Source organism: Paraburkholderia atlantica (genome assembly GCF_000092885.1).
Classification (GTDB): domain Bacteria; phylum Pseudomonadota; class Gammaproteobacteria; order Burkholderiales; family Burkholderiaceae; genus Paraburkholderia; species Paraburkholderia atlantica.
The window spans coordinates 782,399-805,069 of the sequence record NC_014119.1; the positions used below are offsets into that span (position 1 = coordinate 782,399).

The 22,671-nt window shown below is 64.7% G+C and carries 18 protein-coding genes; 14 read left to right on the forward strand and 4 right to left on the reverse strand.

The features are described from left to right. From BC1002_RS31125 to BC1002_RS31175, 11 genes are all read left to right on the forward strand, one after another. Window positions 1-918 (forward strand): carbohydrate ABC transporter permease, encoded by a 918-nt coding sequence (locus BC1002_RS31125; protein ID WP_026228331.1) that lies wholly within the window; start codon window positions 1-3, stop codon window positions 916-918. A 3-nt stretch (window positions 919-921) separates the two neighbouring features. After that, on the forward strand, window positions 922-1,752 hold the full coding sequence (locus BC1002_RS31130) for a carbohydrate ABC transporter permease (RefSeq protein WP_013093951.1): 831 nt from the start codon (window positions 922-924) through the stop codon (window positions 1,750-1,752). Between the two features lie 69 nt (window positions 1,753-1,821). Beyond that, complete coding sequence (locus BC1002_RS31135; RefSeq protein WP_013093952.1) at window positions 1,822-2,952, forward strand: ABC transporter ATP-binding protein; 1,131 nt, start codon at window positions 1,822-1,824, stop codon at window positions 2,950-2,952. A 284-nt stretch (window positions 2,953-3,236) separates the two neighbouring features. Next, window positions 3,237-5,642 (forward strand): glycoside hydrolase family 3 N-terminal domain-containing protein, encoded by a 2,406-nt coding sequence (locus BC1002_RS31140; RefSeq protein WP_013093953.1) that lies wholly within the window; start codon window positions 3,237-3,239, stop codon window positions 5,640-5,642. Between the two features lie 65 nt (window positions 5,643-5,707). Beyond that, window positions 5,708-6,475: a D-xylose 1-dehydrogenase gene (xylB, locus tag BC1002_RS31145; RefSeq protein WP_013093954.1), complete on the forward strand. Its 768-nt coding sequence runs from the start codon at window positions 5,708-5,710 to the stop codon at window positions 6,473-6,475. After that, window positions 6,472-7,356 carry an SMP-30/gluconolactonase/LRE family protein gene (locus BC1002_RS31150; RefSeq protein ID WP_041735703.1) on the forward strand — a complete coding sequence of 295 codons (885 nt, stop codon included), beginning with the start codon at window positions 6,472-6,474 and terminating at the stop codon, window positions 7,354-7,356. Before xylB ends, BC1002_RS31150 begins: the two co-directional genes overlap by 4 nt. A gap of 156 nt (window positions 7,357-7,512) precedes the next feature. Continuing rightward, window positions 7,513-8,508 carry a LacI family DNA-binding transcriptional regulator gene (locus BC1002_RS31155; RefSeq protein ID WP_041735704.1) on the forward strand — a complete coding sequence of 332 codons (996 nt, stop codon included), beginning with the start codon at window positions 7,513-7,515 and terminating at the stop codon, window positions 8,506-8,508. A 224-nt stretch (window positions 8,509-8,732) separates the two neighbouring features. Further along, window positions 8,733-10,139 carry an MFS transporter gene (locus BC1002_RS31160; protein ID WP_013093957.1) on the forward strand — a complete coding sequence of 469 codons (1,407 nt, stop codon included), beginning with the start codon at window positions 8,733-8,735 and terminating at the stop codon, window positions 10,137-10,139. 42 nt (window positions 10,140-10,181) lie between these two features. After that, window positions 10,182-11,966, forward strand: a complete 1,785-nt coding sequence (locus tag BC1002_RS31165; protein WP_013093958.1) for an IlvD/Edd family dehydratase — start codon at window positions 10,182-10,184, stop codon at window positions 11,964-11,966. A gap of 82 nt (window positions 11,967-12,048) precedes the next feature. Continuing rightward, window positions 12,049-13,236, forward strand: a complete 1,188-nt coding sequence (locus BC1002_RS31170) for a fumarylacetoacetate hydrolase family protein (RefSeq protein ID WP_013093959.1) — start codon at window positions 12,049-12,051, stop codon at window positions 13,234-13,236. 39 nt (window positions 13,237-13,275) lie between these two features. Beyond that, complete coding sequence (locus BC1002_RS31175; protein ID WP_013093960.1) at window positions 13,276-14,718, forward strand: aldehyde dehydrogenase family protein; 1,443 nt, start codon at window positions 13,276-13,278, stop codon at window positions 14,716-14,718. A gap of 154 nt (window positions 14,719-14,872) precedes the next feature. On the opposite strand, the gene BC1002_RS31180 is transcribed toward BC1002_RS31175, so the two are convergent. The 4 genes from BC1002_RS31180 to BC1002_RS31195 all read right to left on the reverse strand — a co-directional run bounded on the left by BC1002_RS31180 (window position 14,873) and on the right by BC1002_RS31195 (window position 17,512). After that, on the reverse strand, window positions 14,873-15,139 hold the full coding sequence (locus BC1002_RS31180) for a DUF4148 domain-containing protein (RefSeq protein WP_013093962.1): 267 nt from the start codon (window positions 15,137-15,139) through the stop codon (window positions 14,873-14,875). 314 nt (window positions 15,140-15,453) lie between these two features. Then, window positions 15,454-15,720 carry a DUF4148 domain-containing protein gene (locus tag BC1002_RS31185; protein ID WP_013093963.1) on the reverse strand — a complete coding sequence of 89 codons (267 nt, stop codon included), beginning with the start codon at window positions 15,718-15,720 and terminating at the stop codon, window positions 15,454-15,456. A 197-nt stretch (window positions 15,721-15,917) separates the two neighbouring features. Then, complete coding sequence (locus BC1002_RS31190; protein ID WP_013093964.1) at window positions 15,918-16,751, reverse strand: DUF2182 domain-containing protein; 834 nt, start codon at window positions 16,749-16,751, stop codon at window positions 15,918-15,920. Continuing rightward, window positions 16,751-17,512: a DUF899 domain-containing protein gene (locus BC1002_RS31195; protein ID WP_013093965.1), complete on the reverse strand. Its 762-nt coding sequence runs from the start codon at window positions 17,510-17,512 to the stop codon at window positions 16,751-16,753. Before BC1002_RS31195 ends, BC1002_RS31190 begins: the two co-directional genes overlap by 1 nt. Before the next feature lie 167 nt (window positions 17,513-17,679). Here BC1002_RS31195 and BC1002_RS31200 point away from each other — a divergent pair, with 167 nt between their 5' ends. From BC1002_RS31200 to BC1002_RS31210, 3 genes are all read left to right on the forward strand, one after another. Continuing rightward, on the forward strand, window positions 17,680-18,909 hold the full coding sequence (locus BC1002_RS31200; RefSeq protein ID WP_013093966.1) for a hypothetical protein: 1,230 nt from the start codon (window positions 17,680-17,682) through the stop codon (window positions 18,907-18,909). Between the two features lie 14 nt (window positions 18,910-18,923). After that, window positions 18,924-19,598, forward strand: coding sequence for a Vgb family protein (locus BC1002_RS31205; protein WP_013093967.1), 675 nt, complete (start codon window positions 18,924-18,926; stop codon window positions 19,596-19,598). A 590-nt stretch (window positions 19,599-20,188) separates the two neighbouring features. Continuing rightward, window positions 20,189-22,603, forward strand: a complete 2,415-nt coding sequence (locus BC1002_RS31210; RefSeq protein WP_013093968.1) for an alkaline phosphatase family protein — start codon at window positions 20,189-20,191, stop codon at window positions 22,601-22,603. Window positions 22,604-22,671: the final 68 nt, after the last annotated feature.

Below are 22,671 nucleotides of genomic sequence, written 5' to 3' on the forward strand. Positions count from 1 at the left end.
GTGAATATTGCACTTTCCGCTACTCCCGAACGCCGGCTGAGGTTCTCATCGCAAACGCTCGTCACGGTTGTGTTTCTTGCACCGTCGCTGCTGCTGCTGGCCGTGTTCCTGCTTTATCCGCTCGTCTCCAGCCTGCGGCTGTCGCTGCTCGACTGGAACGGCCTCGGCAACACTGCCCGTTATATCGGGCTCGCGAACTGGGAGCGGCTCGCGCACGACACGGTGTTCTGGCAATCGCTGCGGAACAACGTGATTCTTGCCGTCGCGTCGATCGTCATCCAGCTTCCGATCGCGCTCGCGCTTGCCGTGCTGCTGGAAAAGGCCGGCCGTGGCTCGCGCTTGCTGAAGGTTCTGTATTTCCTTCCTCTATTGATGTCGAGCGTGGCGATCGGCGTGCTGTTCAAGCAAATCTACGATCCGAATTTTGGTCCGGTCAACGTCGCGCTGCAGGCATTCGGGCTTGATGGCCTCGCGAAAGACTGGCTGGGCGACCCGCATTTTTCGCTGGGTGCGACGATTGCCGTGATCATCTGGCAGAACGCGCCCTTCTACATGATTCTGTTCCTCGCCGGACTCTCGTCGATGCCCGCCGAGGTCAACGAGGCAGCGTTGTTAGACGGCGCATCCGAGTGGACCATTTTCTGGCGCATCAAGCTGCCGCACCTGCAAGGCACGGTGCGTACCGCTGTGCTGCTTTCGGTGCTCGGCTCGCTGCGTTACTTCGATCTCGTCTTCGTCATGACCGGTGGCGGCCCCGAAGGCTCGTCCGAGGTGATGGCCACCTACATGTATCGCACGGTGTTTAGTTCGTTCCAACTCGGCTACGGCAGCACCATCGGCTCGGCGATGTTCCTTATCGTCATCACGGTGGCGGCGGTGTCGATGTACTTCACCCGCCGTTATGCAACCGAGGTCTGAACCATGAACAAGAAACTACGCTTCCCCCGCGTGGGGATTCCTCTGCTGGCACTGATCTGGCTGGCCGTCACGACGATTCCGTTTCTCTTCATGCTCGCGTCGAGCTTCAAGAGCCAGGAAGAGACCTTCGCGACGTCCGTGTGGGCGCCGCCGAGTCACCTGTATTGGGGCAATTACGCGGCTGTGCTGCACGGGCCGTTCTTCACTTATTTGCGTAACAGTGTGTTCACGGTGGGCGTGTCGGTGCTGCTGATCGTCGTCATCAGCGCGATGGCGGCCTACGTGTTTGCGCGCTTGCGCTTCTCGCTGAACAAGACGCTGTTCGGTCTGGTGGTCGCCGGCATGATCGTGCCTCTGCATGCGACGCTCGTGCCGATCTATCTGCTCACGCGCAACCTCGGTCTCTACGACACCGCGTTCGCGCTGCTCGGCCCGTATGTGGCGCTCAGTCTGCCGGTATCGATCTTCATCCTGACCGAGTTCATGCGCCAGATTCCGCGCGAGCTCGAAGAAGCGGCGCAGCTCGACGGCTGCAGTCCGTTCCGCATCTTCTGGCGGATTTTCTTCCCGCTTTCGGCACCCGGGCTCGCTACTGTGACGATCTTCAACGGCATTGGTCTGTGGAACGAGTTCATCTTCGCGTACATGCTGACGTCGACGGCCGAGCACCGCACGCTGCCGCTCGCGATTTGGGACTTCATGGGGCAATACGCGTCGAACATTCCTTCGATGCTGTCCGTTCTCGTGCTCACCTCGTTGCCGCTGATCGTTGCCTACGCGTTCGGTCAGGAGCGCGTGATCAAGGGGATGATGGCTGGCTCGCTCAAGGGCTGATCCGCATCGCACACCACCTCGAATCGTGTGGGCTGGAATGGCCCGCACACCGAACTTCGCAAAAACGACATGGCAAGCATCTCTCTCACTAACGTACAGAAATCCTATACGAGCGGTAACTCGGTGATCCGCGACGCCAACCTCGAAGTCGGCAAGGATGAATTCTGCGTGTTCCTCGGACCGTCGGGCTGCGGCAAGTCCACGCTGCTGCGCATGATCGCCGGTCTCGAATCGATCACCGACGGCGAACTGCGCATCGACGGTGAACTGATGAACAACGTCGAACCCGCGAAGCGCCAGGTCGCAATGGTGTTCCAGAACTACGCGCTCTATCCGCATATGAGCGTGTACGAGAACATGGCATTCGGTCTGCGCCAGGCGAAAGTCGATAAGGCGATCATCGACAAGAAGGTGCGCAGCGCCGCTGCAGCACTGCAACTCGACAGCTATCTCGAACGCCGCCCCGCTGCGCTGTCAGGCGGCCAGCGCCAGCGCGTGGCGATCGGCCGCGCGATCGTTCGCGAGCCGGGCGTGTTCCTGTTCGACGAGCCGCTGTCGAACCTCGACGCCGCGCTGCGCGTGCAGACGCGTACCGAAATCGCCCGTTTGCATCGCGAGTTCAACCGCGCGAGCGCGGTGTACGTCACGCACGACCAGATCGAAGCGATGGCGCTCGCTGACAAGATCGTGCTGCTGCACGCCGGCGCGGACATGGAAAAACACGGCAGCATCGCGCAGATCGGCGCACCGCTCGATCTGTATCACCGGCCGAAGAGCCGCTTCGTCGCGGGCTTCATCGGTTCGCCGAAGATGAACTTCATGCCGGCCACGGTCCTCGCGGTCGACGAAAAGGGCATTCAGGTCGAGCTGACCACGGGCGAGCGCGTGCGCGCCGAGGTCGACGGCCGCAGGCAGCGCGTCGGTTCGCAGGTCACGCTCGGCATCCGGCCGGAGCACCTTGCGCTGCCGTCGGCGCAGCCCGGCGTGCAGACGATCCGCTGCGCCGTGCGTCTGGTCGAACGGATGGGCGAGCACAGCTACGTGCACGTGGACGGCGGCGTGCGCGAGGGCAACACGTTGATCGCCAAACTGCCCGGCGACGGTGGCGTCGATCACGACGAACGCGTCGAGCTGGCGTTCGCACCGCACGCATGCCACGTGTTCGACGACAAGGATTTCGCGCTGCCGCGTCTGCACTGATCCACTTGCTGCGATCGCGTTGCTTGCACGACGCAGGCAAGCGCGGTTTCACTGCACCGCGTCGCTAGACGCACCGAACGACCCGCAGTCGATCGAACACGGCGAATCTCGAGTTGCGGCTGCGTTCGATCGATCAGCAGGACTGCGAAGCGCAGAAAGGTATCTGAAATTTAACGGGACGGCATCCGGCCCGGAGCAACGCCCTGCCGCACGCTTGTCAGGAACAACGAATTTGTCGGCGCTCAATGCGCTTCGTACACCAGGATAAATAAAAGGAGTTTTCGATGTTGCTTCGCCAAAGTGAGGTGCCGCTCTACCGCAATGCCGCCGCAGCCGTGGAAGAGCGCGTGGCCGATCTGCTCGCGCGCATGACACTCGACGAAAAGATCGCGCAGCTTCATGCCGCGTGGCTGAAGCTGTCGGCCGATGGCAATCACAAGGCGCGTAGCATCGATTTCGCGCAGAGTGCCAACCAGATCACCGTCGATGAGATCTTGCAGTATGGCCTCGGCCAGATCACGCGTCCGCTCGGCACGCATACGGTCGATCCGAAGGAAGGCGTGCGCGCGCTCAACGAGCTGCAGCGCAAGATGGTCGAAGACACGCGCCTCGGCATTCCGGTGATGGCGCACGAGGAGTGCCTCGTCGGCCTGATGATCAAGGACGCGACGCTGTTCCCGTCGCCGTTGAACTATGCGGCGACGTGGAATCCGCGGCTGGTCGGCGAAGTGGGCACGATCATCGGCGAACAGGCGCGTTCGATCGGCTGTCACCAGGGGCTCGCGCCGGTGCTCGACGTGTCGCGCGATCCGCGCTGGGGCCGCACCGAGGAGACGCTCGGCGAAGACCCGTATCTGGTCGGCGTGCTCGCATGCCACTACGTGAAGGGCCTGCAAGGCGAACAGCGCGATCTGCTCGCGACGCTCAAGCATTTCGTCGGTCATTCGGCGAGCGAAGGCGGCCGCAATCATGCGCCGGTGCATGTCGGTCCCCGTGAACTCAACGACGTGTTCATGCTGCCGTTCGAAATGGCCGTGAAGCTCGCGAACGCGGGCTCGGTGATGCCGGCGTATCACGACGTCGACGGCGTGCCCTGTCATGGCGATCGCGCACTGCTGCACGACACGCTGCGCGAGAAGTGGGGCTTCGACGGTCTCGTCGTCGCGGATTACGCGGGCGTGGACCTGCTTTACAGCCACCATGCGGTGGCGCGCGACAGCGCGTCGGCCGCGGCCCTCGCATTCAACTCCGGCCTCGACGTCGAGTTGCCGGGCCATGAGTGCGCGGTGCATCTGAAGGAAGCGCTGGAGCGCAACGAGATCACCGAAGCGACGATCGACACCGCCGTCTCGCGCGTGCTGCGCGTGAAATTCCAGCTCGGCCTGTTCGAGAATCCGTACGTCGATCCGGAACGCGTCGACGTGAAGAGCGCGGCCGCGGGCGATACCGCGTATCAGGTCGCGCTCGAATCGGCGGTGCTGCTGCGCAATCAAGGCGACGTGCTGCCGCTCGACGCGAACGGCGCCGACAAAATCGCGGTGATCGGCCCGACCGCCGACGATCCGCTCGCGCTGCTGGCCGGCTACAGCTTCCCGGTGCATCTGATCAACAGCGGCGAGCAGTCCACTGCTTCGATCGCGACGCCGCTGCGTTCGCTGCGCGCGTTGCTCGGCAACGAGCGGGTGATTCACGCGCAGGGTTGCGACATCATCAAGGAACGCCGCGCCGGCGCGCCGGTGTTCCCGGGCGACGTGTCGCTCGATCTGACCGGCGACGCGCATTGCGACGAGCTGATCAGCAAGGATACCGACGGCATCGCCGCCGCGGTCGAGGCCGCGCGGCAAGCGGGCGTCGCGCTGGTGTTCGTCGGCGATCTGGCGGGTCTGTTCCAGTCCGGCACGGTCGGCGAAGGGTCCGATACGGACAGCCTCGACCTGCCGGGCGTGCAGCAGGCGTTGCTGCAGGCGGTGGTCGACAGCGGCACGCCGACGGTCGTCGTGATGACGGGCGGCCGCCCGTACAATCTCGGCGGCCTCGAAGAGCGCATCGCCGCGCAGATCATGGCGTTTGCGCCGGGCGAGCGCGGCGCCGAAGCGCTGGCCGATCTGCTGGTGGGCCGCGCCGATTTCAGCGGCCGTCTGCCGCTGTCGGTGCCGAAGAGTGCGGGCGCCGTGCCGTACGTGTATAACCATCGTCTGAAAAGCGCCGGAACGCCAATTGCATACCATTTCGGTTGCCGCTATCCGTTCGGTTTCGGTCTCGGCTATACGCAGTTCCGTTACGGCGATCTCGCGCTCGCGCACAGCGAAGTGCCGATCGAAGACGGTACGATCGAGCTGAGCTTCACGCTCGACAACATCGGCGCGCGCGACGGCACCGAGATCGTGCAGATCTACGTGCGTGACCGTCACGCGTCGGTCGCGCGGCCGGTGCGCGAGCTGAAAGCGTTCGCGCGCGTGCCGCTCGCGGCTGGTGCATCGGCGCGAGTGCGCGTCAAGCTGCCGGTCGACATGCTGAACTTCACCGACGCGCGCGGCGAGCGTATCGTCGAGCCCGGTGACTTCGATCTGCTGGTCGGCAGCTCGAGCCGCGATATTCATCTGAGCGGCACGGTCGCGGTCGCGGGCGCCGCGACGAGAACGCTCGAACGCAACTGGCGCATGCTGAGCGAAGTCGAGATCGTGGCCTAAGCGGCGGGTCGGGGCGGCGAGTGCCGCCCTGTGTGTGGTCCTACTCGTTACAAGTGGAAAATCTGATGTCGTACGCAACCTATCCAAGCCTGGCGGACAAAACCATCGTCGTAACCGGCGGCGGCAGCGGGATCGGCGCCGCGATCGTCGAGGCTTTCGCGCAGCAAGGCGCGCGCGTGTTCTTCCTCGACGTCGCCGAACACGATTCGCTCGCGCTGCAGGAAACGCTTCGCCACGCGAAGCATCCGCCGCTGTTCCGCCGTTGCGACCTGAAAAATGTCGACGCGATCGAAACCACGTTCGCGGCCATCGTCGAAGCGGCGGGCCCGATCGACGTGCTCGTCAACAACGCCGGCAACGACGACCGGCACGAAATCGGCGAGTTGACCGCGAGCTACTGGGACGACCGTATCGCCGTGAATCTGCGCCACCAGTTCTTCTGTGCGCAGGCCGCCGCGAACGGCATGCGTCGCGCGGGGCGCGGCGTGATCCTGAATCTGGGCTCGGTGTCGTGGCACGTCGCGCTGCCGAACCTCGCGATCTATATGACGGCCAAGGCCGGCATCGAAGGGCTCACGCGCGGTCTCGCGCGCGATCTCGGCAACGCGGGCATCCGCGTGAACTGCATTATCCCGGGTGCGGTGAAGACACCGCGGCAGATGCAATTGTGGCAGTCGGCGGAGAGCGAAGCGAAGGTGGTCGCGAGTCAGTGTCTGCAATTGCGCATCGAGCCCGAGCACGTCGCGCGCATGGCGCTGTTCCTCGCGTCCGACGACGCGTCGCGCTGCTCCGGCCGTGATTACTTCGTCGACGCAGGGTGGTACGGAGAATGAGCATGCCGGTACCTGTGTGCGTATGGGCGGTCGGCGCCGAGCTGGCCGAAGGACCGCTGTGGCAGGCCGCAGAAAACGCCGTGTATTTCGTCGATATCAAGGGGCGCCGGATTCATCGGCTGTCCGTCGCGACCGGCGAGCAGCGGACGTGGCAGGCGCCCGACCAGCCCGGTTTTCTGGCGCCGTTCGCTAACGGCACGTTCGTATGCGGGCTGCCAGGCGGCCTGCATCGCTTCGATCCGGCGAGCGGAGAGTTCCGCAAGCTCGTCGACGTCGAACCGCATCTGCCGGGCAACCGCCTGAACGACGGTTTCGTCGATGCCCGGGGTCGCCTGTGGTTCGGCTCGATGGACGATGCGGAAGAGGCGCCGAGCGGCTCGCTGTATCGTGTGAACGAGCAAGGCGCGGCCGTCGCGCAGGACGACGACTACGTGATCACGAACGGCCCGGCGATGAGCCCGGACGGCCGCACGCTGTATCACAACGACACGATGCGGCGCGTGGTCTATGCGTTCGACGTCGCCGCGGACGGCACGCTGTCGGGCAAGCGCATCTTCGCCGCGATCTCGGGCGACGGCCATCCCGACGGCATGGCGGTCGATGCCGACGGCTTCGTGTGGATCGCGCTGTTCGGCGGCTGGCGGATCGAGCGCTACTCGCCGGCGGGCGAACTGGTCGATCAGGTGCCGCTGCCTTGCGCGAACGTGACGAAGCTCGCGTTCGGCGGCGACGATCTGCAAACCGTCTATGTGTCGACCGCATGGAAGGGGCTGACTGCCGTCGAGCGGCAGCATCAGCCGCAGGCGGGCGGGCTGTTCTCGTTCCGCGCGCCGGTGACGGGGCAGGCTCAGGCACGCTGCACCGTGGGCTTCGAGCGGTAAACGACAAAAACACAGCGACAGGACAAGCCGCAAAACGCAACCCTGACGTTGCCTGGTCGCTCCGCAAGGAGCGGCCCGCTATCATGTGCGTTCCATGACTTTCGCGCATTCGCCCCGATTCCTATCATGACGTCCAGGCCGCCAGTCCCGCCCCGCATGTCCGATGTTGCCGAACGTGCGGGCGTCTCGAAGATGACCGTGTCGCGCGTGCTCGCGGGCCGCAACGTGTCGCAGGCGACCCGCGAACGCGTGCAGAAGGTCATCGACGAACTCGGCTACGTCGCGGATGCGGCGGCGGGGGCGCTGTCGTCGGGACGCTCGGAGTTCGTCGCGGTGCTGGTGCCGTCGCTGTCGAGCTCGAACTTCTCCGACACCGTGCGCGGCCTGAATGCCGCACTGAATCCGCACGGTTTGCAACTGCTGCTTGGCGATACGGACTACCTGCTGGAGCAGGAAGAACTGCTGGTGCGCTCGATGCTGCGCCACCAGCCGCGCTGCGTCGCATTGACGGGCGGCCGGCACACCGAGGCGACGCGCATGCTGCTGAAGCGCGCAGGCATTCCGGTCGTCGAAATGTGGGATCTGCCCAGCGATCCGATCGATACGGTCGTCGGCTTTTCGAACTCGGCGGCGGCGCGCGCGATGGTCCGGCATCTGCACGAGCGCGGTTATCGGCGGATCGGCTTTATCGCGGGCGCCAGCGAGCGCGACCGGCGCGGGCACGACCGGATGCGCGGCTACGTCGCGGAAGTCAAGGCGCTGGGCCTCGGCGAGCCGCGCGTGATCCGGCTCGGCGATTCGCCTATCACGATGAGCCACGGTGCGCCGGCGATCAGCGCGTTGCTCGACACGTGGCCCGATACCGAAGCCGTGATGTGCGTGAGCGACATGTCGGCGTTCGGCGCGATCATGGAGTGTCATCGGCGCGGGCTGTCGGTGCCGGGCGACATCGCGGTTGCCGGCTTCGGCAATTTCGAGGTGTCGTGGTGCTGCCAGCCGAGCATCACGACGGTATCGGTCGACGCGTACGGTATCGGCTTGCGCGCTGGCGAAACGCTGCTCGCGGCGCTCGCCGATCGCGAAACCGGCGAGGTGCATCGCAGGAAAGCGGTGAAGATCGATTTTACGGTAATAGCCCGCGATAGCGCGTAGAGGGCGCGTCCTCGAATTCGCAAACAGCGAACCCCTCGAATTCCCCGAACTACCCGTAATTAAGCAGATCAGGGATATCCCTTGGTTGTCCGGACGGTAAGCCGGGCGTAACATCCACAGCCAGAAATGTTACCGGTAACTTGACGGCGAGTCTCGCCGGCTCGAATCGCTGGAGCCGCGAAGCATCGGCATTTCCCTGCAAAAACAAGCTGATGGAGAAACGAATGAGCGCTGTACCGTCCGCCGTCACCGCGCCCGCCGCGCGCGTCGACGAGTTCGAGGAAAGGACCTATCGCAAGGTCGTGCGCCGGCTGCTGCCGGTGCTGTTGCTGTGCTATGTGGTGGCGTATCTGGATCGCGTGAACGTCGGCTTCGCGAAGCTGCAGATGCTCGACGACCTCGGCCTGTCCGACACGATGTATGCGATCGGCGCGAGCGTGTTCTTCTGGGGATATTTCATCTTCGAAGTGCCCAGCAACGTGTTCCTGCATCGCTACGGCGCGCGCTTCTGGATCGCGCGGATCATGTTCACATGGGGCCTCGTGTCGATGGCGCTCGCGTTCGTCGCGCCGCTCGCGCGCATCGCGCACGTCGAAACCGCGACGATGTTCTACATCCTGCGTTTCCTGCTCGGGCTCTGCGAGGCCGGCTTCTTCCCCGGCGTGATTCTGTACCTGAACTTCTGGTTTCCCGCGCAGCGCCAAAGCCGCGTGATGTCGGGCTTTCTGATCGCGATGCCGGTCAGTCTGATGCTCGGCGGCGTCGTGTCGGGCTGGCTGATGGAACATACGGCGGGCCTGCTCGGCTATCAGGGCTGGCAATGGATGCTGCTGATCGAGGGCGTGCCGTCGCTGCTGACCGCGTTCGTCGTGTACTTTTCGCTCGACGACCGCATTGAGCGCGCTCGCTGGCTCACGCCGCAGGAAAAGAGCCTCCTCGCGGCGAATCTGCAGCGCGAAAGCGCGCACAAGACCGCGCGCTTCGGCTCGGCGGTGCGCGATCCGCGCGTCTGGCTGCTGGTCGCAATCTTGCTCACGTTCAATACCGGCTTCTACGGCCTCGCGTTCTGGCTGCCGTCGATCATCAAGGCGACCGGCGTGCAGGACCCGCTGCATATCGGTCTGTTGACCGCGATTCCGTATGGCGTGGCGATCATCGCGACGCTCGCGAACGCCGCGCATTCGAAGAAGACCGGCGAGCGGCGCCTGCATGCGGCGATTCCGGCGCTGATCGGCGGAGTCGGTCTGATCATGAGCGCGGCTTTGGCGCATCATGTGGTGTGGGCGATCACGTTTCTGACGATCGCCACCGCCGGCATCCTCGCGTTGATGCCGATTTACTGGACGTTCCCGGGGCAGTTGCTGTCGGGCGCCGCCGCGGCGGCCGGCATCGCGATGATCAACGCGATCGGCAATCTGTCCGGCTTTACCGGTTCGATGATCACCGCCGTGGCCAAAAATCTGACCGGCGACATCAACAACGGCACCTACGCACTCGGTGCGTGTCTGCTGGTCAGCTGCGTGCTGATCCTGCTCGTGCCGCGCTCGATGTTGACGCGGGCCAAGCCGAATGAAGACAGCGCGCCGGGCCGCGAGACGGCGCGAGCGCAGAAACACGCAGAGCACGCGTAAGCACGGATAAGCAACCCTCACCCAGACAGAGAGACACGCATCATGTCAGCATCCACCCCGCGCCGGCTGCGCAGCCAGGAATGGTTCGACGATCCCTCGCATGCGGATATGACGGCACTGTACGTCGAGCGTTTCATGAACTACGGTCTGACGCGCGAAGAGCTGCAGTCGGGCCGGCCGATCATCGGCATCGCGCAGACGGGCAGCGATCTCGCGCCGTGCAACCGGCATCACATCGAGCTCGCCGCGCGCACGAAAGCAGGCATTCGCGACGCGGGTGGCATTCCGATGGAGTTTCCGGTGCATCCGCTCGCCGAGCAGAGCCGCCGGCCGACCGCCGCGCTCGACCGTAACCTCGCGTATCTGGGGCTCGTCGAAATCCTGCACGGCTTTCCGCTCGACGGCGTCGTGCTGACCACCGGCTGCGACAAGACCACGCCCGCGTGCCTGATGGCCGCGGCCACCGTCGACATGCCGGCGATCGTGCTGTCCGGTGGCCCGATGCTCGACGGTTGGCACGACGGCAAGCGCGTCGGCTCGGGCACCGTGATCTGGCATGCGCGCAATCTGCTCGCGGCCGGCGAGATCGACTACGAAGGCTTCATGGAGTTGACCACCGCATCGTCGCCGTCGATCGGTCACTGCAACACGATGGGCACCGCGCTGTCGATGAACAGCCTCGCCGAAGCGCTCGGCATGTCGCTGCCCGGCTGCGCCAGCATTCCGGCCGCTTACCGCGAGCGCGGCCAGATGGCCTACGCGACCGGCAAGCGCATCGTCGACCTCGTGCGCGACGACGTGCGGCCGTCGAAGATCATGACGAAAGAAGCGTTCGAAAACGCGATCGTCGTCGCATCGGCGCTCGGCGCATCGACCAACTGCCCGCCGCATCTGATCGCGATCGCGCGGCACATGGGCGTCGAGCTGAGCCTCGACGACTGGCAGCGCGTCGGCGAGCAGGTGCCGCTGATCGTCAACTGCATGCCCGCGGGCGAGTATCTCGGCGAGAGCTTCCATCGCGCGGGCGGCGTGCCGGCCGTGATGCACGAGCTCGCGAAAGCCGGCCTCGTGCACGAGGAATGTCTGACGGTGTCCGGTCGCACGATGGGCGAAATCGCGGCCGCCGCGCCGGCGCCGGATCGCGAGGTGATCAAGACGACCGACGATCCGCTGAAGCACGGCGCGGGCTTCATGGTGCTGTCGGGCAACTTCTTCGACAGCGCGATCATGAAGATGTCGGTGGTGGGCGAGGCGTTCCGCAAGACCTATCTGAGCGAGCCAGGTGCGGAAAACACCTTCGAAGCACGTGCGATCGTGTTCGACGGCCCCGAGGACTATCACGCGCGCATCAACGATCCGGCGCTCGAAATCGACGAGCATTGCATTCTCGTGATTCGCGGCACGGGCACGGTCGGCTATCCGGGCAGCGCCGAGGTCGTCAACATGGCGCCGCCGGCGGCGCTTGTGCGCCAGGGCATCACTTCGCTGCCTACACTGGGTGACGGCCGCCAGAGCGGCACGTCCGCGAGCCCGTCGATTCTGAACATGTCGCCGGAAGCGGCCGTGGGTGGCGGCCTCGCGCTGTTGCGCACGAATGACCGCATCCGCGTCGATCTGAATTCGCGCAGTGTCAACGTGCTGGTCGACGAAGCCGAACTCGCGCGACGCCGCGAAACCGTGCAGTTCGAGATTCCGCCCGCGCAAACGCCGTGGCAGGAGCTGTACCGCAAGACGGTCGGCCAGCTTTCGACCGGCGGCTGTCTGGAACCGGCGACGCTTTATCTGAAGGTGATTGCCGAGCGCGGCAATCCACGGCATTCGCATTGACCTGCAGGTGACAAGGCCGGGCTTCGCACAACGCGACGCCCGGCCTTGCCCGTTTCTCCACTTATCCGAAAGAGCCCATCCCATGTCCGCAACTTCCTCCTCCAGCTTTCTTCCCGGCGATCTGAACGACGCGCTGCTGATCGGCCGCGTGTGGCGCAAGACCGAGCAGCATGAAGGACCGTGCGTGGTCGTCGTGCGCGGCGGCGAGGTGTTCGACATCACCGCGACCGTGCCGACCACTGCCGATCTATTTGAACGCGACGATGCCGCGCAATTTGCGCGCAGCGCGCCGGGCGTGCCGCTCGGGCCGGTCGCGCAACTGATCGACGCAAACCTGCCGGGCGCGAGCGCCCCCGCCGTGCGCCTGCTCGCGCCGTGCGACGTGCAGGCGATCAAGGCCTGCGGCGTCACGTTCGCGGTGAGCCTGATCGAGCGCGTGATCGAGGAGCAGGCCGGCGGCGATCCGGCGAAGGCGAAGGAAGTGCGCGAGACGATCGCCTCGACGATCGGCACCGATCTGTCGAAGATCAAGCCGGGCTCGGAGGCCGCGATGAAGCTGAAGGCCGAGCTCGAACGGCGCGATGCGTGGTCGCAATACATGGAAGTCGGCATTGGCCCGGACGCTGAAGTGTTTTCGAAATCGCAGCCGATGTCGGCGGTCGGCTTCGGCGCGGACGTCGGTCTGCTCGCCGCGTCGGTGTGGAACAACCCGGAGCCGGAGATCGTGCTCGCCGTGAATAGCCGCGGCAACATCGTCGGCGCGACGCTCGGCAACGACGTGAACCTGCGCGACATCGAAGGCCGCTCGGCGCTGCTGCTCGGCAAGTGCAAGGACAACAACGGCTCGTGCGCGATCGGCCCGTTCGTGCGGCTGTTCGACGACACGTTCTCGCTCGACTCGGTGCGCAGCGCGAGCGTGTCGCTGCGCGTCGAAGGCTCCGACGACGACTTCGTGCTCGACGGCGTGAGCCACATGAGCGAGATCAGCCGCGATCCGGCCGACCTCGTCGCGCAGACCTGCGGCCGCCACCATCAGTATCCGGACGGCTTCATGCTGTTCCTCGGCACGATGTTCTCGCCGATCAAGGACCGCGACGCGCCCGGCGCCGGTTTCACGCACCACCTCGGTGACCGTGTGACGATTTCGACGCCGCAGCTCGGCGCGCTGACCAACACGGTGCGCCTGTCCACCGAAATCGAACCGTGGACGTTCGGCGTGCGCGCGCTGTATCGCAACCTCGCGGCTCGTGGCCTTCTGGTTGCTGAGTAACCGGATTGTCGCTGCAACTTTCGAAAGGAGAATCAGGACATGAGTCAATTTGCAAACTACATCGACGGACAGTGGGTCGACGGCGCGAGCGTGTCGCGCAACGTCAACCCGTCGAATCTGGACGACGTGATCGGTGAATTCGCGCAAGCGGACGCGGAGCAGACGCATCGCGCGATCAGCGCCGCGCGCAAGGCCTTCGCGACGTGGTCGCTGTCCACGCCGCAGCAGCGCTTCGACGTGCTCGACCAGGCGGGCAGCGCGATCCTCGCGCGCAAGGCGGAACTCGGCAAGCTGCTCGCGCGTGAAGAAGGCAAGACGCTGCCCGAGGCGATCGGCGAAGTCGGCCGTGCCGGCCAGATCTTCAAGTTCTTCGCCGGCGAAGCGCTGCGCGTCGGCGGTGAAATCGTGCCGTCGGTGCGGCCGGGCATGACGGTCGAAATGACGCGCGAACCGGTCGGCGTGGTCGGCCTGATTACGCCGTGGAATTTTCCGATCGCGATTCCGGCGTGGAAGATCGCGCCGGCGCTCGCGTACGGCAACACGGTCGTCATCAAGCCGGCCGATCTGGTGCCGGGCAGTACGTGGGAGCTGGTCAAGATCATCGCCGAGGCAGGTGCGCCGGCGGGCGTGATCAACCTCGTGATGGGCCGCGGCTCGGTGGTCGGCGAGGCGCTGGTGTCGTCGCCGCATGTGGATGCGATCAGCTTTACCGGTTCCGTCTCGACGGGCCGCGCGATCGGCGCGAAGTGCTTCGAGTCGGGCAAGAAATTCCAGCTCGAAATGGGCGGCAAGAACCCGATGGTCGTGCTCGACGACGCCGATCTCGACGTCGCGATCGAAGCCTGCATCAACGGCGCGTTCTACTCGACGGGTCAGCGTTGCACGGCATCGAGCCGGCTGATCGTGACCGCAGGGATCTATGACCGCTTCATCGACGGCATGAAGGCGCGTATGCGTGCGCTGAAGGTCGGCGATGCGCTCGCGGACGGCACGCAGATCGGCCCGGTCGTCGACGACAAACAGCTCGAGCAGGACGAGCGCTATCTGGCCATCGCGCGCGAAGAGGGCGGCACGGTGTTCGGCGGCGAGCGCGTCCAAGGCGTGACGCCGGGCAACTTCCTCGCGCCTGCGCTGGTCACGGAGACGACCTCGGCGATGCGCATCAACCGCGAAGAGGTGTTCGGGCCGGTCGCGTCGGTAATCAAGGTCAAGGACTACCAGGAAGCGCTCGCGGTCGCTAACGACACCGAGTTCGGTCTGTCGGCCGGCATCTGCACGACGTCGCTGAAGTACGCGAGTCATTTCCGCCGCCATGTGCAGGCGGGCATGGTGATGGTCAACACCGCGACGGCTGGAGTCGATTATCACGTGCCGTTCGGTGGCAGGAAGGGATCGAGCTACGGTCCGCGCGAGCAGGGCGCCTACGCCCGCGAGTTCTACACGTCGGTGAAGACCGCGTATATCAACCCGGGCGCGGTCTGACGCGACACTAGCCGGGCTCCCCAAAACGGAACTGGCCCACCATCGCGTCCAATCGCGATGGCGGGCCAGAGTAGGGGAAGCCGCAAGAGCGCCATGGCAAAGCGCTCCGGCAGGTACAGCTACTTCAACAGCAACTCTTCAAACGGAACGTGGCTTACTGCGCTGCGCGGCCCTGTTGCGACGAACCGCTGGTCACGCCGCCGACCGCGCTGTTTTGCGCCGCGACGCGGGCTTCGGCAGCTTGAACATCGTACGGATAGGTGTTGGGATTCCAGCGTCCCGGGTTGTAGCCGGCCTTTTCGAGCTGAACCAGCTCTTCACGGACTTGCGCGCGGGTCACCGGCTGGTTCGATTGAGCGAAAACGGCAACCGGAGCAGCGAGGGTGGCGGCGATAACGACGGCTTGAACGAGCGATTTCATTTTTACTACCTCCAGGTTTTGTCTTATAAGGCTGCGAAACCATTTGTTTGCAGCAGTGATGACAGTCTAGGGGGAGCCGGAACTAGGGTAAATACCTAATTCCTGAACTCACTGTTTCCCTAACTAAACCAATATTGGGGCAGCAAGGACGTCGAGCCATCTCGGCCGCCATGTGCAGGCGGGATGCCCAAAACGGAACTGGCCCACCATCACATTCAATCGCGATGGCGGGCCAGTAGGGGAAGCTGCAAGAGCGCTATGGCAAAGCGCTCCGGCAGGTACAGCAACATCAACTTTTCAATCGGGAACGCGGCTTACTGCGCTGCGCGGCCCTGTTGCGACGAACCTGTGGTCACGCCGCCGACCGCGCTGTTTTGCGCCGCGACGCGGGCTTGAGCAGCCTGAATGTTCGACGGATATTCGTTCGGGTTCGAACGTGCCGGGTTGTAGCCGGCCTTTTCAATCTGGACCAGCTCTTCACGAACTTGCGCGCGGGTCAGCGGCTGATTCGATTGAGCGAAAACAGCAACCGGAGCAGCGAGGGTAGCGGCGATAACGACAGCTTGAACGAGCGATTTCATTTTTACTACCTCCAGATTTTGTCTTGTTAGGCTGCGAAACCATTTGTTTGCAGCAGTGATGACAGTCTAGGGGGAGCCGGAACTAGGGTAAATACCTAATTCCTGAACTCACTGTTTCCGTAACCAAAACAATATTGGCGCAGCGAGGCTGTCGCGCATCGATTTGCGAAGCGATCAACGGGGATAGGGCGCGTGTATCAGCCCGCTGAGAGGGCTTGGACAAGCAGCAAACCTGCGACGCCGATAGCTATGGCGCCGATGGCCCGCGCGACGCGCGCGCCGTCCGGCGCGACCCGCTCGGCCGTGATGGCAACCGTTACGGCCGCCATCAGGCGCAAATCCGTCATGCCGGCGACCAGCAGAATCGCCGTCAGTCCCGCGCAGCAACCGGCACAGTCGATCCCGATGCGCAGACCGTATCGCCACGCGCTTGCCGCGTCGGCGGCGAGGTTCGGTATCGCGCGACAGCAGGCGAGGCGGCGGGCTTTCCACGTGCTGAACTGCAACGCGCCAGCGAGCACGACGACCACGCCGGCCGCTAACGGCACCGTCCGAGCGAGCGCTAGCCACCGCAACTCGAACGCCGCGAGCGACGCACCGAGCGCAAACACGGCCACGCCCAGCACCGTCCATACGACGGCATACGCGCCAGTGACGAGCACCGTCAGCAGCGCCAGTCGCCCCGCGCTTGCCCGCGCGCCGACCGCGTCGCGATAACGCAGCAGCGTCGGCATCAACGACGGCAGCATCATCGCCGCCATCATCACGATCCACATGCCGATGAACGATGCCGCGGTGCGGGCCCACGTGCGCCCGCAGGTCGGCATCCACAGAGTCGACATCGACCACCCGCCGGGCATCGGCAGCGCGCCCATCGCCGACATCGACGCGTTGTGCGCCAGTGTCGCCGCGACGCTCGCGATGAACACCAACGCGCAGACGCCGACGAACACGCGCTGCGATGAGCGCATCGCGCGCCACGTGGAGAAGTGCTGCCCGCTCGCGCAGGCAGCGCGCACGAGCGGGCCCATCACCGCTCGTACTCGTCGTGACGGCGCCACCAGATGCCTGTCTCGTTGCGTCCCTTCGGCGCGCGATCGAGCCACTGGTACATGCCCCACAGCGCATCGACGCCACGCGCGTAGGTCGAATACGTGTGATAGACGACGCCGTCTTCGAGCACGAACGCGCTCATGCCGGGCCGGTCACGGGAATAGGTGGCGGCGTCGGTGCCGCAGGTCGCCGCGAATTGGGCGACGGGCTCGGGCGTGGGACTCGCGTCCATCGCGTGACTGTTGCGTGCGTAGTTGTACTCGATATCGCCGGCGCGCTGCTGTGCCTCGGTGAACGAGACATTGAAGTCGAAATTGAAATCGCCGCTTGCCGACGACGCCCATGGAAACGTCCAGCCCATGCGCCGCTTGTACGCCTGCAACTTCTCGAGCGGCGCGCGCGACACCGCCATCAGCATCACGTCGTGATGCGCGAGATGCACGGCGAAGCCGCCGAAGCCGTCGGCGATCGACGAGCACGATGGGCAGCCCGCCTTGTAGTCGGGGCCGAACATGAAGTGGTAGACGAGCAGCTGCGAACGTCCTCTGAACAGATCGACGAGCGACGCGCTGCCTTCGTCGGTATCGAAGCGGTAGGCCTTGTCGACCCTCACCCATGGCAGCGCCTGACGTTGCCGCGCAAGCTCGTCGCCGTGTCGCGTGTGCGCTTTTTCCGCGTCGAGCAGCGCGCGTCGCGCGTCGAGCCACTGTTCGCGTGTTCCGATCGGATGCGTGGTCATCGTGAATTCCTCCGTGAGTCGTGCCGCGCCGTGCGAGGTCTTGCCCGACGGCATCGGTTAGGGTTGGTGGTCGTGCTAGATTAGGACCGGGCATCGATCGGGTGGGAGTGACAAGTGTGGCGGGATTCGCTTGATGCATTGACGTGCTACGCGCGGACTCGCACGCCGTGGACGCGCTGATTTCGGCGGCGGCGCGCGCGCTCGCGGCCGGCGATCCGCTTGGCGCGCTCGACCGCGTCGCGTTGCGCGACGACGCGCCGGCGCTCGCGCTGCGCGGCATCGCGATGGCACAGCTCGGCGATTTCGTGCGCGCGAAGGCGCTGGTGCGCGGCGCCGCACGCGCATTCGGCGCGCAGCATGCGGTCGCCCGTGCGCGCTGCGTGGTCGCCGAAGCGGAGATCGCGTTCGCGTCGCGCGATCTCGCGTGGCCCGCCAGAACACTCGACGCCGCGACCGCCACGCTCGACGCGCACGGCGATCGCGTCAATGCCGCGCATGCGCGCTATCTGGCGGCGCGGCGTCTGCTGCTGATCGGCCGTCTCGACGAAGCGGAGCGCAAGCTTGCTGCGCTCGACCCCCGGCCGTTTCCACCCGCGTTGCGTGCCGCGCATGAACTGGTGGTCGCGGGGGTTGCGCTGCGGCGCTTGCGCAGCGGCGCCGCCCGTGCCGCGCTGGCGCGGGCCGGACGCGCGGCAAGCGAGGCCGGTATTCCGGCGTTGATCGCGGAAGTCGAAAGCGCTTCGGTCGCACTGAGCAAGCCGGCGGCGCGCAAGATCGCACATGGCGAAGAAGAACCGATCCTGCTCGATGAAATCGAGAAGCTGCTGACCTCGAATCAGGCGGGCGGCCCGTTGATCGTCGACGCTTGCCGCTACGCGATCCGCGATGCGAACGCGGCGATTGCGCTCGCGAGCCGACCCGTGCTGTTCGCGCTCGCCCGCGTGCTCGGCGAGGCATGGCCCTACGACGTGCCGCGCGACGCGCTCGTCGCACGCGCATTCCGCGCCAAACGCGCCGACGAATCGCATCGCGCGCGGCTGCGCGTCGAGATCGGCCGGCTGCGTGCGGCGCTCGGCACGCTCGCGAGCGTCAGCGCGACGACGCGCGGCTTCGCGCTCGAACCGCGTCATGCGCGCGAGGTCGTCGTGCTGGCGCCGCCGGTCGAAGGCGAGCATGCAGCGCTGCTCGCGTTTTTGTCGGATGGCGAATCGTGGTCGAGTTCCGCGCTTGCCCTCGTGCTCGGCGCGAGTCAGCGCACCGTGCAACGCTCGCTCGACTCGCTCGCCGAGGCCGGCAAGGTGCAGCCGGTGGGCGAGGGGCGCGCGCGCCGCTGGATGACGCCGCCGCTCGCCGGATTCGCGACGGCGTTGTTACTCCCTTCGCCGTTCCCTTCGTGATTAGGATGGTCACCATGAACCGCTCTGCCGCCAGAATCGTCCGCGAATATGGGCCCTTTACGGGCGTCGATAAAGTGCACGGGGTCACTTACGACGGCCGGCAGGTGTGGATCGCGACGGGCGAACGGCTCGACGCGTTCGATCCGGCGAGCGGCGAGACGCTGCGCTCTATCCCGGTGCCCGCCGACGCGGGCACGGCTTTCGACGGCGAGCACCTGTTCCAGATCGCGGACGGCCGCATCCAGAAGATCGATCCGCAGAGCGGCCGTGTGCTGTCGACGATCGCGGCGCCCGGCGACGGCGGCCACTCGGGCCTGACATGGGCCGAGGGTTCGCTGTGGGTCGGTCAGTATCCCGAACGAAGAATCTATCAGGTCGATCCGGACACTGGCGCGGTGCTGCGCACGATCGAATCGAATCGCTTCGTGACCGGCGTCACGTGGGTCGATGGCGAGCTATGGCATGGCACGTGGGAAGGCGACGAGAGCGAGCTGCGGCATATCGATCCGCGCAGCGGCGAGGTGCTCGAGAGCGTCGAGATGCCGGCCGGCACGGGCATCTCCGGACTCGAATCGAACGGCGCGGATCTGTTCTTCTGCGGGGGTGGGGGCAGCGGGCTCGTTCGTGTCGTGCAGCGTCCCGCGCGAGATAACGGTACGCAATTGACGGTCGATTCCACGAGCGAGTGAGTCATTACTTAGATTGCGCGGCGTTCTTATCGGGTGCCGGTATCTGATTTACTTGTGCTCGTCGATAACGTCGGTCATCTCATCGTTGGTAAAACGATGTATTCCATTTCATTTCTCTTTTCGCGACATTACCATCGCTATACGCGGACCGCCTGCAGCGACTTCTAGTACACCGTGGCTAAGCGATCAGCCACCGTCTGGTCGCGATCCAGACATCTCGTTTCGTTCACCTCTTCCCACCACGGTGCTCGCACCGGTCTCATGTGCCTGCGAGCAATGTGCGCAGGTTGCTCGCAGTACATCATCACGTACCTTTGTTCATTGGTTCGACCCATGCCGGGCGAAACGTGCCATCGCGCCGCACTCGCAGCATGCGAGGCATTCGCGGCTTTATTTCGTTTCAGTTATTTGGCCGTGCATTGCGACTTTTCAAAAAAGATGTGAATAGAACCAGGCCAGGTTCTCACGCAAATCCCCTTATCGTGAGCGGACATACTTTTTACACAATCCCTTCATATTATTCGCTGGTTTTACTAAGTCCTACCCCACAAAAAAGCGATTGCCGATACAACTACCACAGGGTCCCTCACATGTTATCGCATCACAAAATGCGCCCAGCGCTTTGTCTAACGTCCGTTGCCGCTGCCTGCGTGCTCGCAGCTTGCGGTGGAAATTCGGACAGCCCCTCTGCCAGCAACAACAACGGCGGCACGACCGCCGGCACGACTTACTCGGGCGTGGTCGCCGCAGCAGCCTTCGTCCCAGGCAGCGCGAGCGGTAACCCGACCTTGAAGGCCGGCTACTACTCGGGTGCCACCGTGTTCGTCGATGCCAATGGCAACGGTGTGCTCGACAGTGGCGAAGTCTCCGCGAAGACCGACAGCAACGGACACTTCTCACTGACCACGACTGCCAAGGGTCCGCTCGTCGCTGACATCACCACCTCGGCCACCAACACGGCATCGGCCGCCAAGGTCGCCAGCCACCTGATCCTGCGTGCTTCGGCCGACCAGATCGCCGACCAGGGCGCCACCAAGGTGGTGATCAGCCCGTTGTCGAGCGAAGTGCAGCGGCTCGTCGAAGCCAACGGCACCAAGTACGCGGCGGAGAAAGCCAATCTGTCCACTCGTTTGTCGGGCCCGGCGTTCAACGACGCGTCCGTGACGGTTCCCGCCGCCGACGTCCTGGCCGACGTCAACACCCTGTCCGGCGCCGAGCAGTACGCCGTGCTGTTCGAACAAAACGCACTGACCAACCGCTACACGTACGCGACCACGAAGCTCGATCGTGGCGACAAGTACCCTGACGCGCTGGCCGTTGCTGGTGGCGATCCCACCTTGGCAAGTGTTTCGGGCATCACCGCTGGCGAAACGATCCCGACGGATGTGCGTAAGGCGATCACCTTCGCACAAGCCCAGCAGGCTGCGTTCAACGTCGAAGCGATTCCGCGTTACGACAACATCTTCGTGATCATGCTGGAGAACAGCAGCACGAACCGCGTCAAGGGTTCGGCGTACATGCCGGCGGTCAACTCGATGATCACCAACGGCAACTACTTCTCGACCTACTTCGCGACCGGCAGCCCGTCCGAGCCGAACTACACCGCCTTGGGCGGCGCCGACGACTTCGGTATCGGCGACGACAACTGGTGGGGTTGCGCCGCCACCGGCACCACCGCCCCGACGGACAAGCCTTTCGCCGGCGGCACGGCTTCCGACGGCCAACCGCTGCCGGCCCACGTTGCGCTGACGCCGAACGACCCGATCATCGGTACCACCGCCGGCGGCGCCACCGTGGCGGTTGGATCGCTGCTGTCCAATTACACGGCAGCCGCGAACCAGGCGTGCTCGACGGATGGCACCGGCTCCGTTGCCAACCACAACATCATGAACGCGCCGAACCTGTTCACGCAGATTTCGAACGCGGGCCTGACGTGGCGTACCTACAGCGAATCCATGAACCCGGGTCAGGATCCGCGCGCCGACAGCCTTGGTGACACGGGTGTATCGCAGGCCTATAACCAGACCGACGGCAGCATCACCGTGACGGGCACGCCGTTCGCCATGCCCGGCTCGCTGTACAAGACCAAGCACCATCCGGGCATGGCCTACCAGAACGTGCGTAACCAGCCGGAGTTCTACGCGAACAACCGCACGATCTTCGGTACCCAGTACTACACCAACGCGGCCGACCTGACCAACACGACGCTGTACAAGGTTCCGACCGGCTACAACGTCGACCAGTTCAGCACCGACCTTGCGAAGGGCGACGTCGGTACGCTGAACTTCATCATGCCTGACCAGTGTGATGACTTGCACGGCACCGGCAGCGACGGCACCTGTAAGGACAGCACGACCGCTTCGGGTTCCATTCCGGCTCACTCGCTGCTGACCCGCGCCGACTTCTACACCAACGCCGTGGTGCAGAAGATCAAGGCTTCGCCGCTGTGGCAGAACAAGCAGCGCAACGTTGCCATCGTGGTCATGTTCGACGAAGGCAATGGCGCGTCCAACGGCGCCGGCAGCTCGTGCTGCGGCTGGGACGTGGGTGGCAAGGCTACGCAGATGCAGAACGCGGACGGCACCTGGACTCCGGTTCAGGCGAAGTACGGCAACGGCAACAAGGGCCACGGCAACTCGATCTTTGTGCTGATGACCAACCAGCAAGACGTCGGCACCGCGCCGAAGGGCGTCGCCGACAGCGATACGTACAGCCACTTCTCGTTCGTGCGCACGCTGCAGGACATGTTCCAGCTGGCCGACCCGGGTGTTCCGACTTCGTACGCCAACCGTTCGAAGTACACGGAATCGTACATTGCGCAGAACATCGCCAACCTGCCTGAGTACGCTGGCAGCGCCGATACGCACTACGATGCGGTTCGTCCGATGAACCATGCCTACGTGATTCCGGCCGGTTACACGCAGAAGTTCCAGACGGGTGACGTCAGCGATCCGGCGCAAGTCGGTCCGGACGCGACCCAGAAGAACCTGTGGGCAGCGAAGTAATAAAAAGTACTAAAGGGTAAGCACGCGCAAACGTGCCATTCATCAAGCAGTAGCCTGCGCGGGGGAGT

What these genes read in the sequence shown, in the direction of transcription:
- BC1002_RS31210 (WP_013093968.1), top strand. Translation starts at nt 20,189, where the DNA reads ATGTTATCGCATCACAAAATGCGCCCAGCGCTTTGTCTAACGTCCGTT.
- BC1002_RS31150 (WP_041735703.1), top strand. Translation starts at nt 6,472, where the DNA reads ATGAGCATGCCGGTACCTGTGTGCGTATGGGCGGTCGGCGCCGAGCTG.
- BC1002_RS31155 (WP_041735704.1), top strand. Translation starts at nt 7,513, where the DNA reads ATGTCCGATGTTGCCGAACGTGCGGGCGTCTCGAAGATGACCGTGTCG.
- BC1002_RS31170 (WP_013093959.1), top strand. Translation starts at nt 12,049, where the DNA reads ATGTCCGCAACTTCCTCCTCCAGCTTTCTTCCCGGCGATCTGAACGAC.
- BC1002_RS31135 (WP_013093952.1), top strand. Translation starts at nt 1,822, where the DNA reads ATGGCAAGCATCTCTCTCACTAACGTACAGAAATCCTATACGAGCGGT.
- BC1002_RS31205 (WP_013093967.1), top strand. Translation starts at nt 18,924, where the DNA reads ATGAACCGCTCTGCCGCCAGAATCGTCCGCGAATATGGGCCCTTTACG.
- BC1002_RS31165 (WP_013093958.1), top strand. Translation starts at nt 10,182, where the DNA reads ATGTCAGCATCCACCCCGCGCCGGCTGCGCAGCCAGGAATGGTTCGAC.
- BC1002_RS31175 (WP_013093960.1), top strand. Translation starts at nt 13,276, where the DNA reads ATGAGTCAATTTGCAAACTACATCGACGGACAGTGGGTCGACGGCGCG.
- BC1002_RS31195 (WP_013093965.1), bottom strand. Translation starts at nt 17,512, where the DNA reads ATGACCACGCATCCGATCGGAACACGCGAACAGTGGCTCGACGCGCGA.
- BC1002_RS31180 (WP_013093962.1), bottom strand. Translation starts at nt 15,139, where the DNA reads ATGAAATCGCTCGTTCAAGCCGTCGTTATCGCCGCCACCCTCGCTGCT.
- xylB (WP_013093954.1), top strand. Translation starts at nt 5,708, where the DNA reads ATGTCGTACGCAACCTATCCAAGCCTGGCGGACAAAACCATCGTCGTA.
- BC1002_RS31130 (WP_013093951.1), top strand. Translation starts at nt 922, where the DNA reads ATGAACAAGAAACTACGCTTCCCCCGCGTGGGGATTCCTCTGCTGGCA.
- BC1002_RS31140 (WP_013093953.1), top strand. Translation starts at nt 3,237, where the DNA reads ATGTTGCTTCGCCAAAGTGAGGTGCCGCTCTACCGCAATGCCGCCGCA.
- BC1002_RS31185 (WP_013093963.1), bottom strand. Translation starts at nt 15,720, where the DNA reads ATGAAATCGCTCGTTCAAGCTGTCGTTATCGCCGCTACCCTCGCTGCT.
- BC1002_RS31160 (WP_013093957.1), top strand. Translation starts at nt 8,733, where the DNA reads ATGAGCGCTGTACCGTCCGCCGTCACCGCGCCCGCCGCGCGCGTCGAC.
- BC1002_RS31190 (WP_013093964.1), bottom strand. Translation starts at nt 16,751, where the DNA reads ATGGGCCCGCTCGTGCGCGCTGCCTGCGCGAGCGGGCAGCACTTCTCC.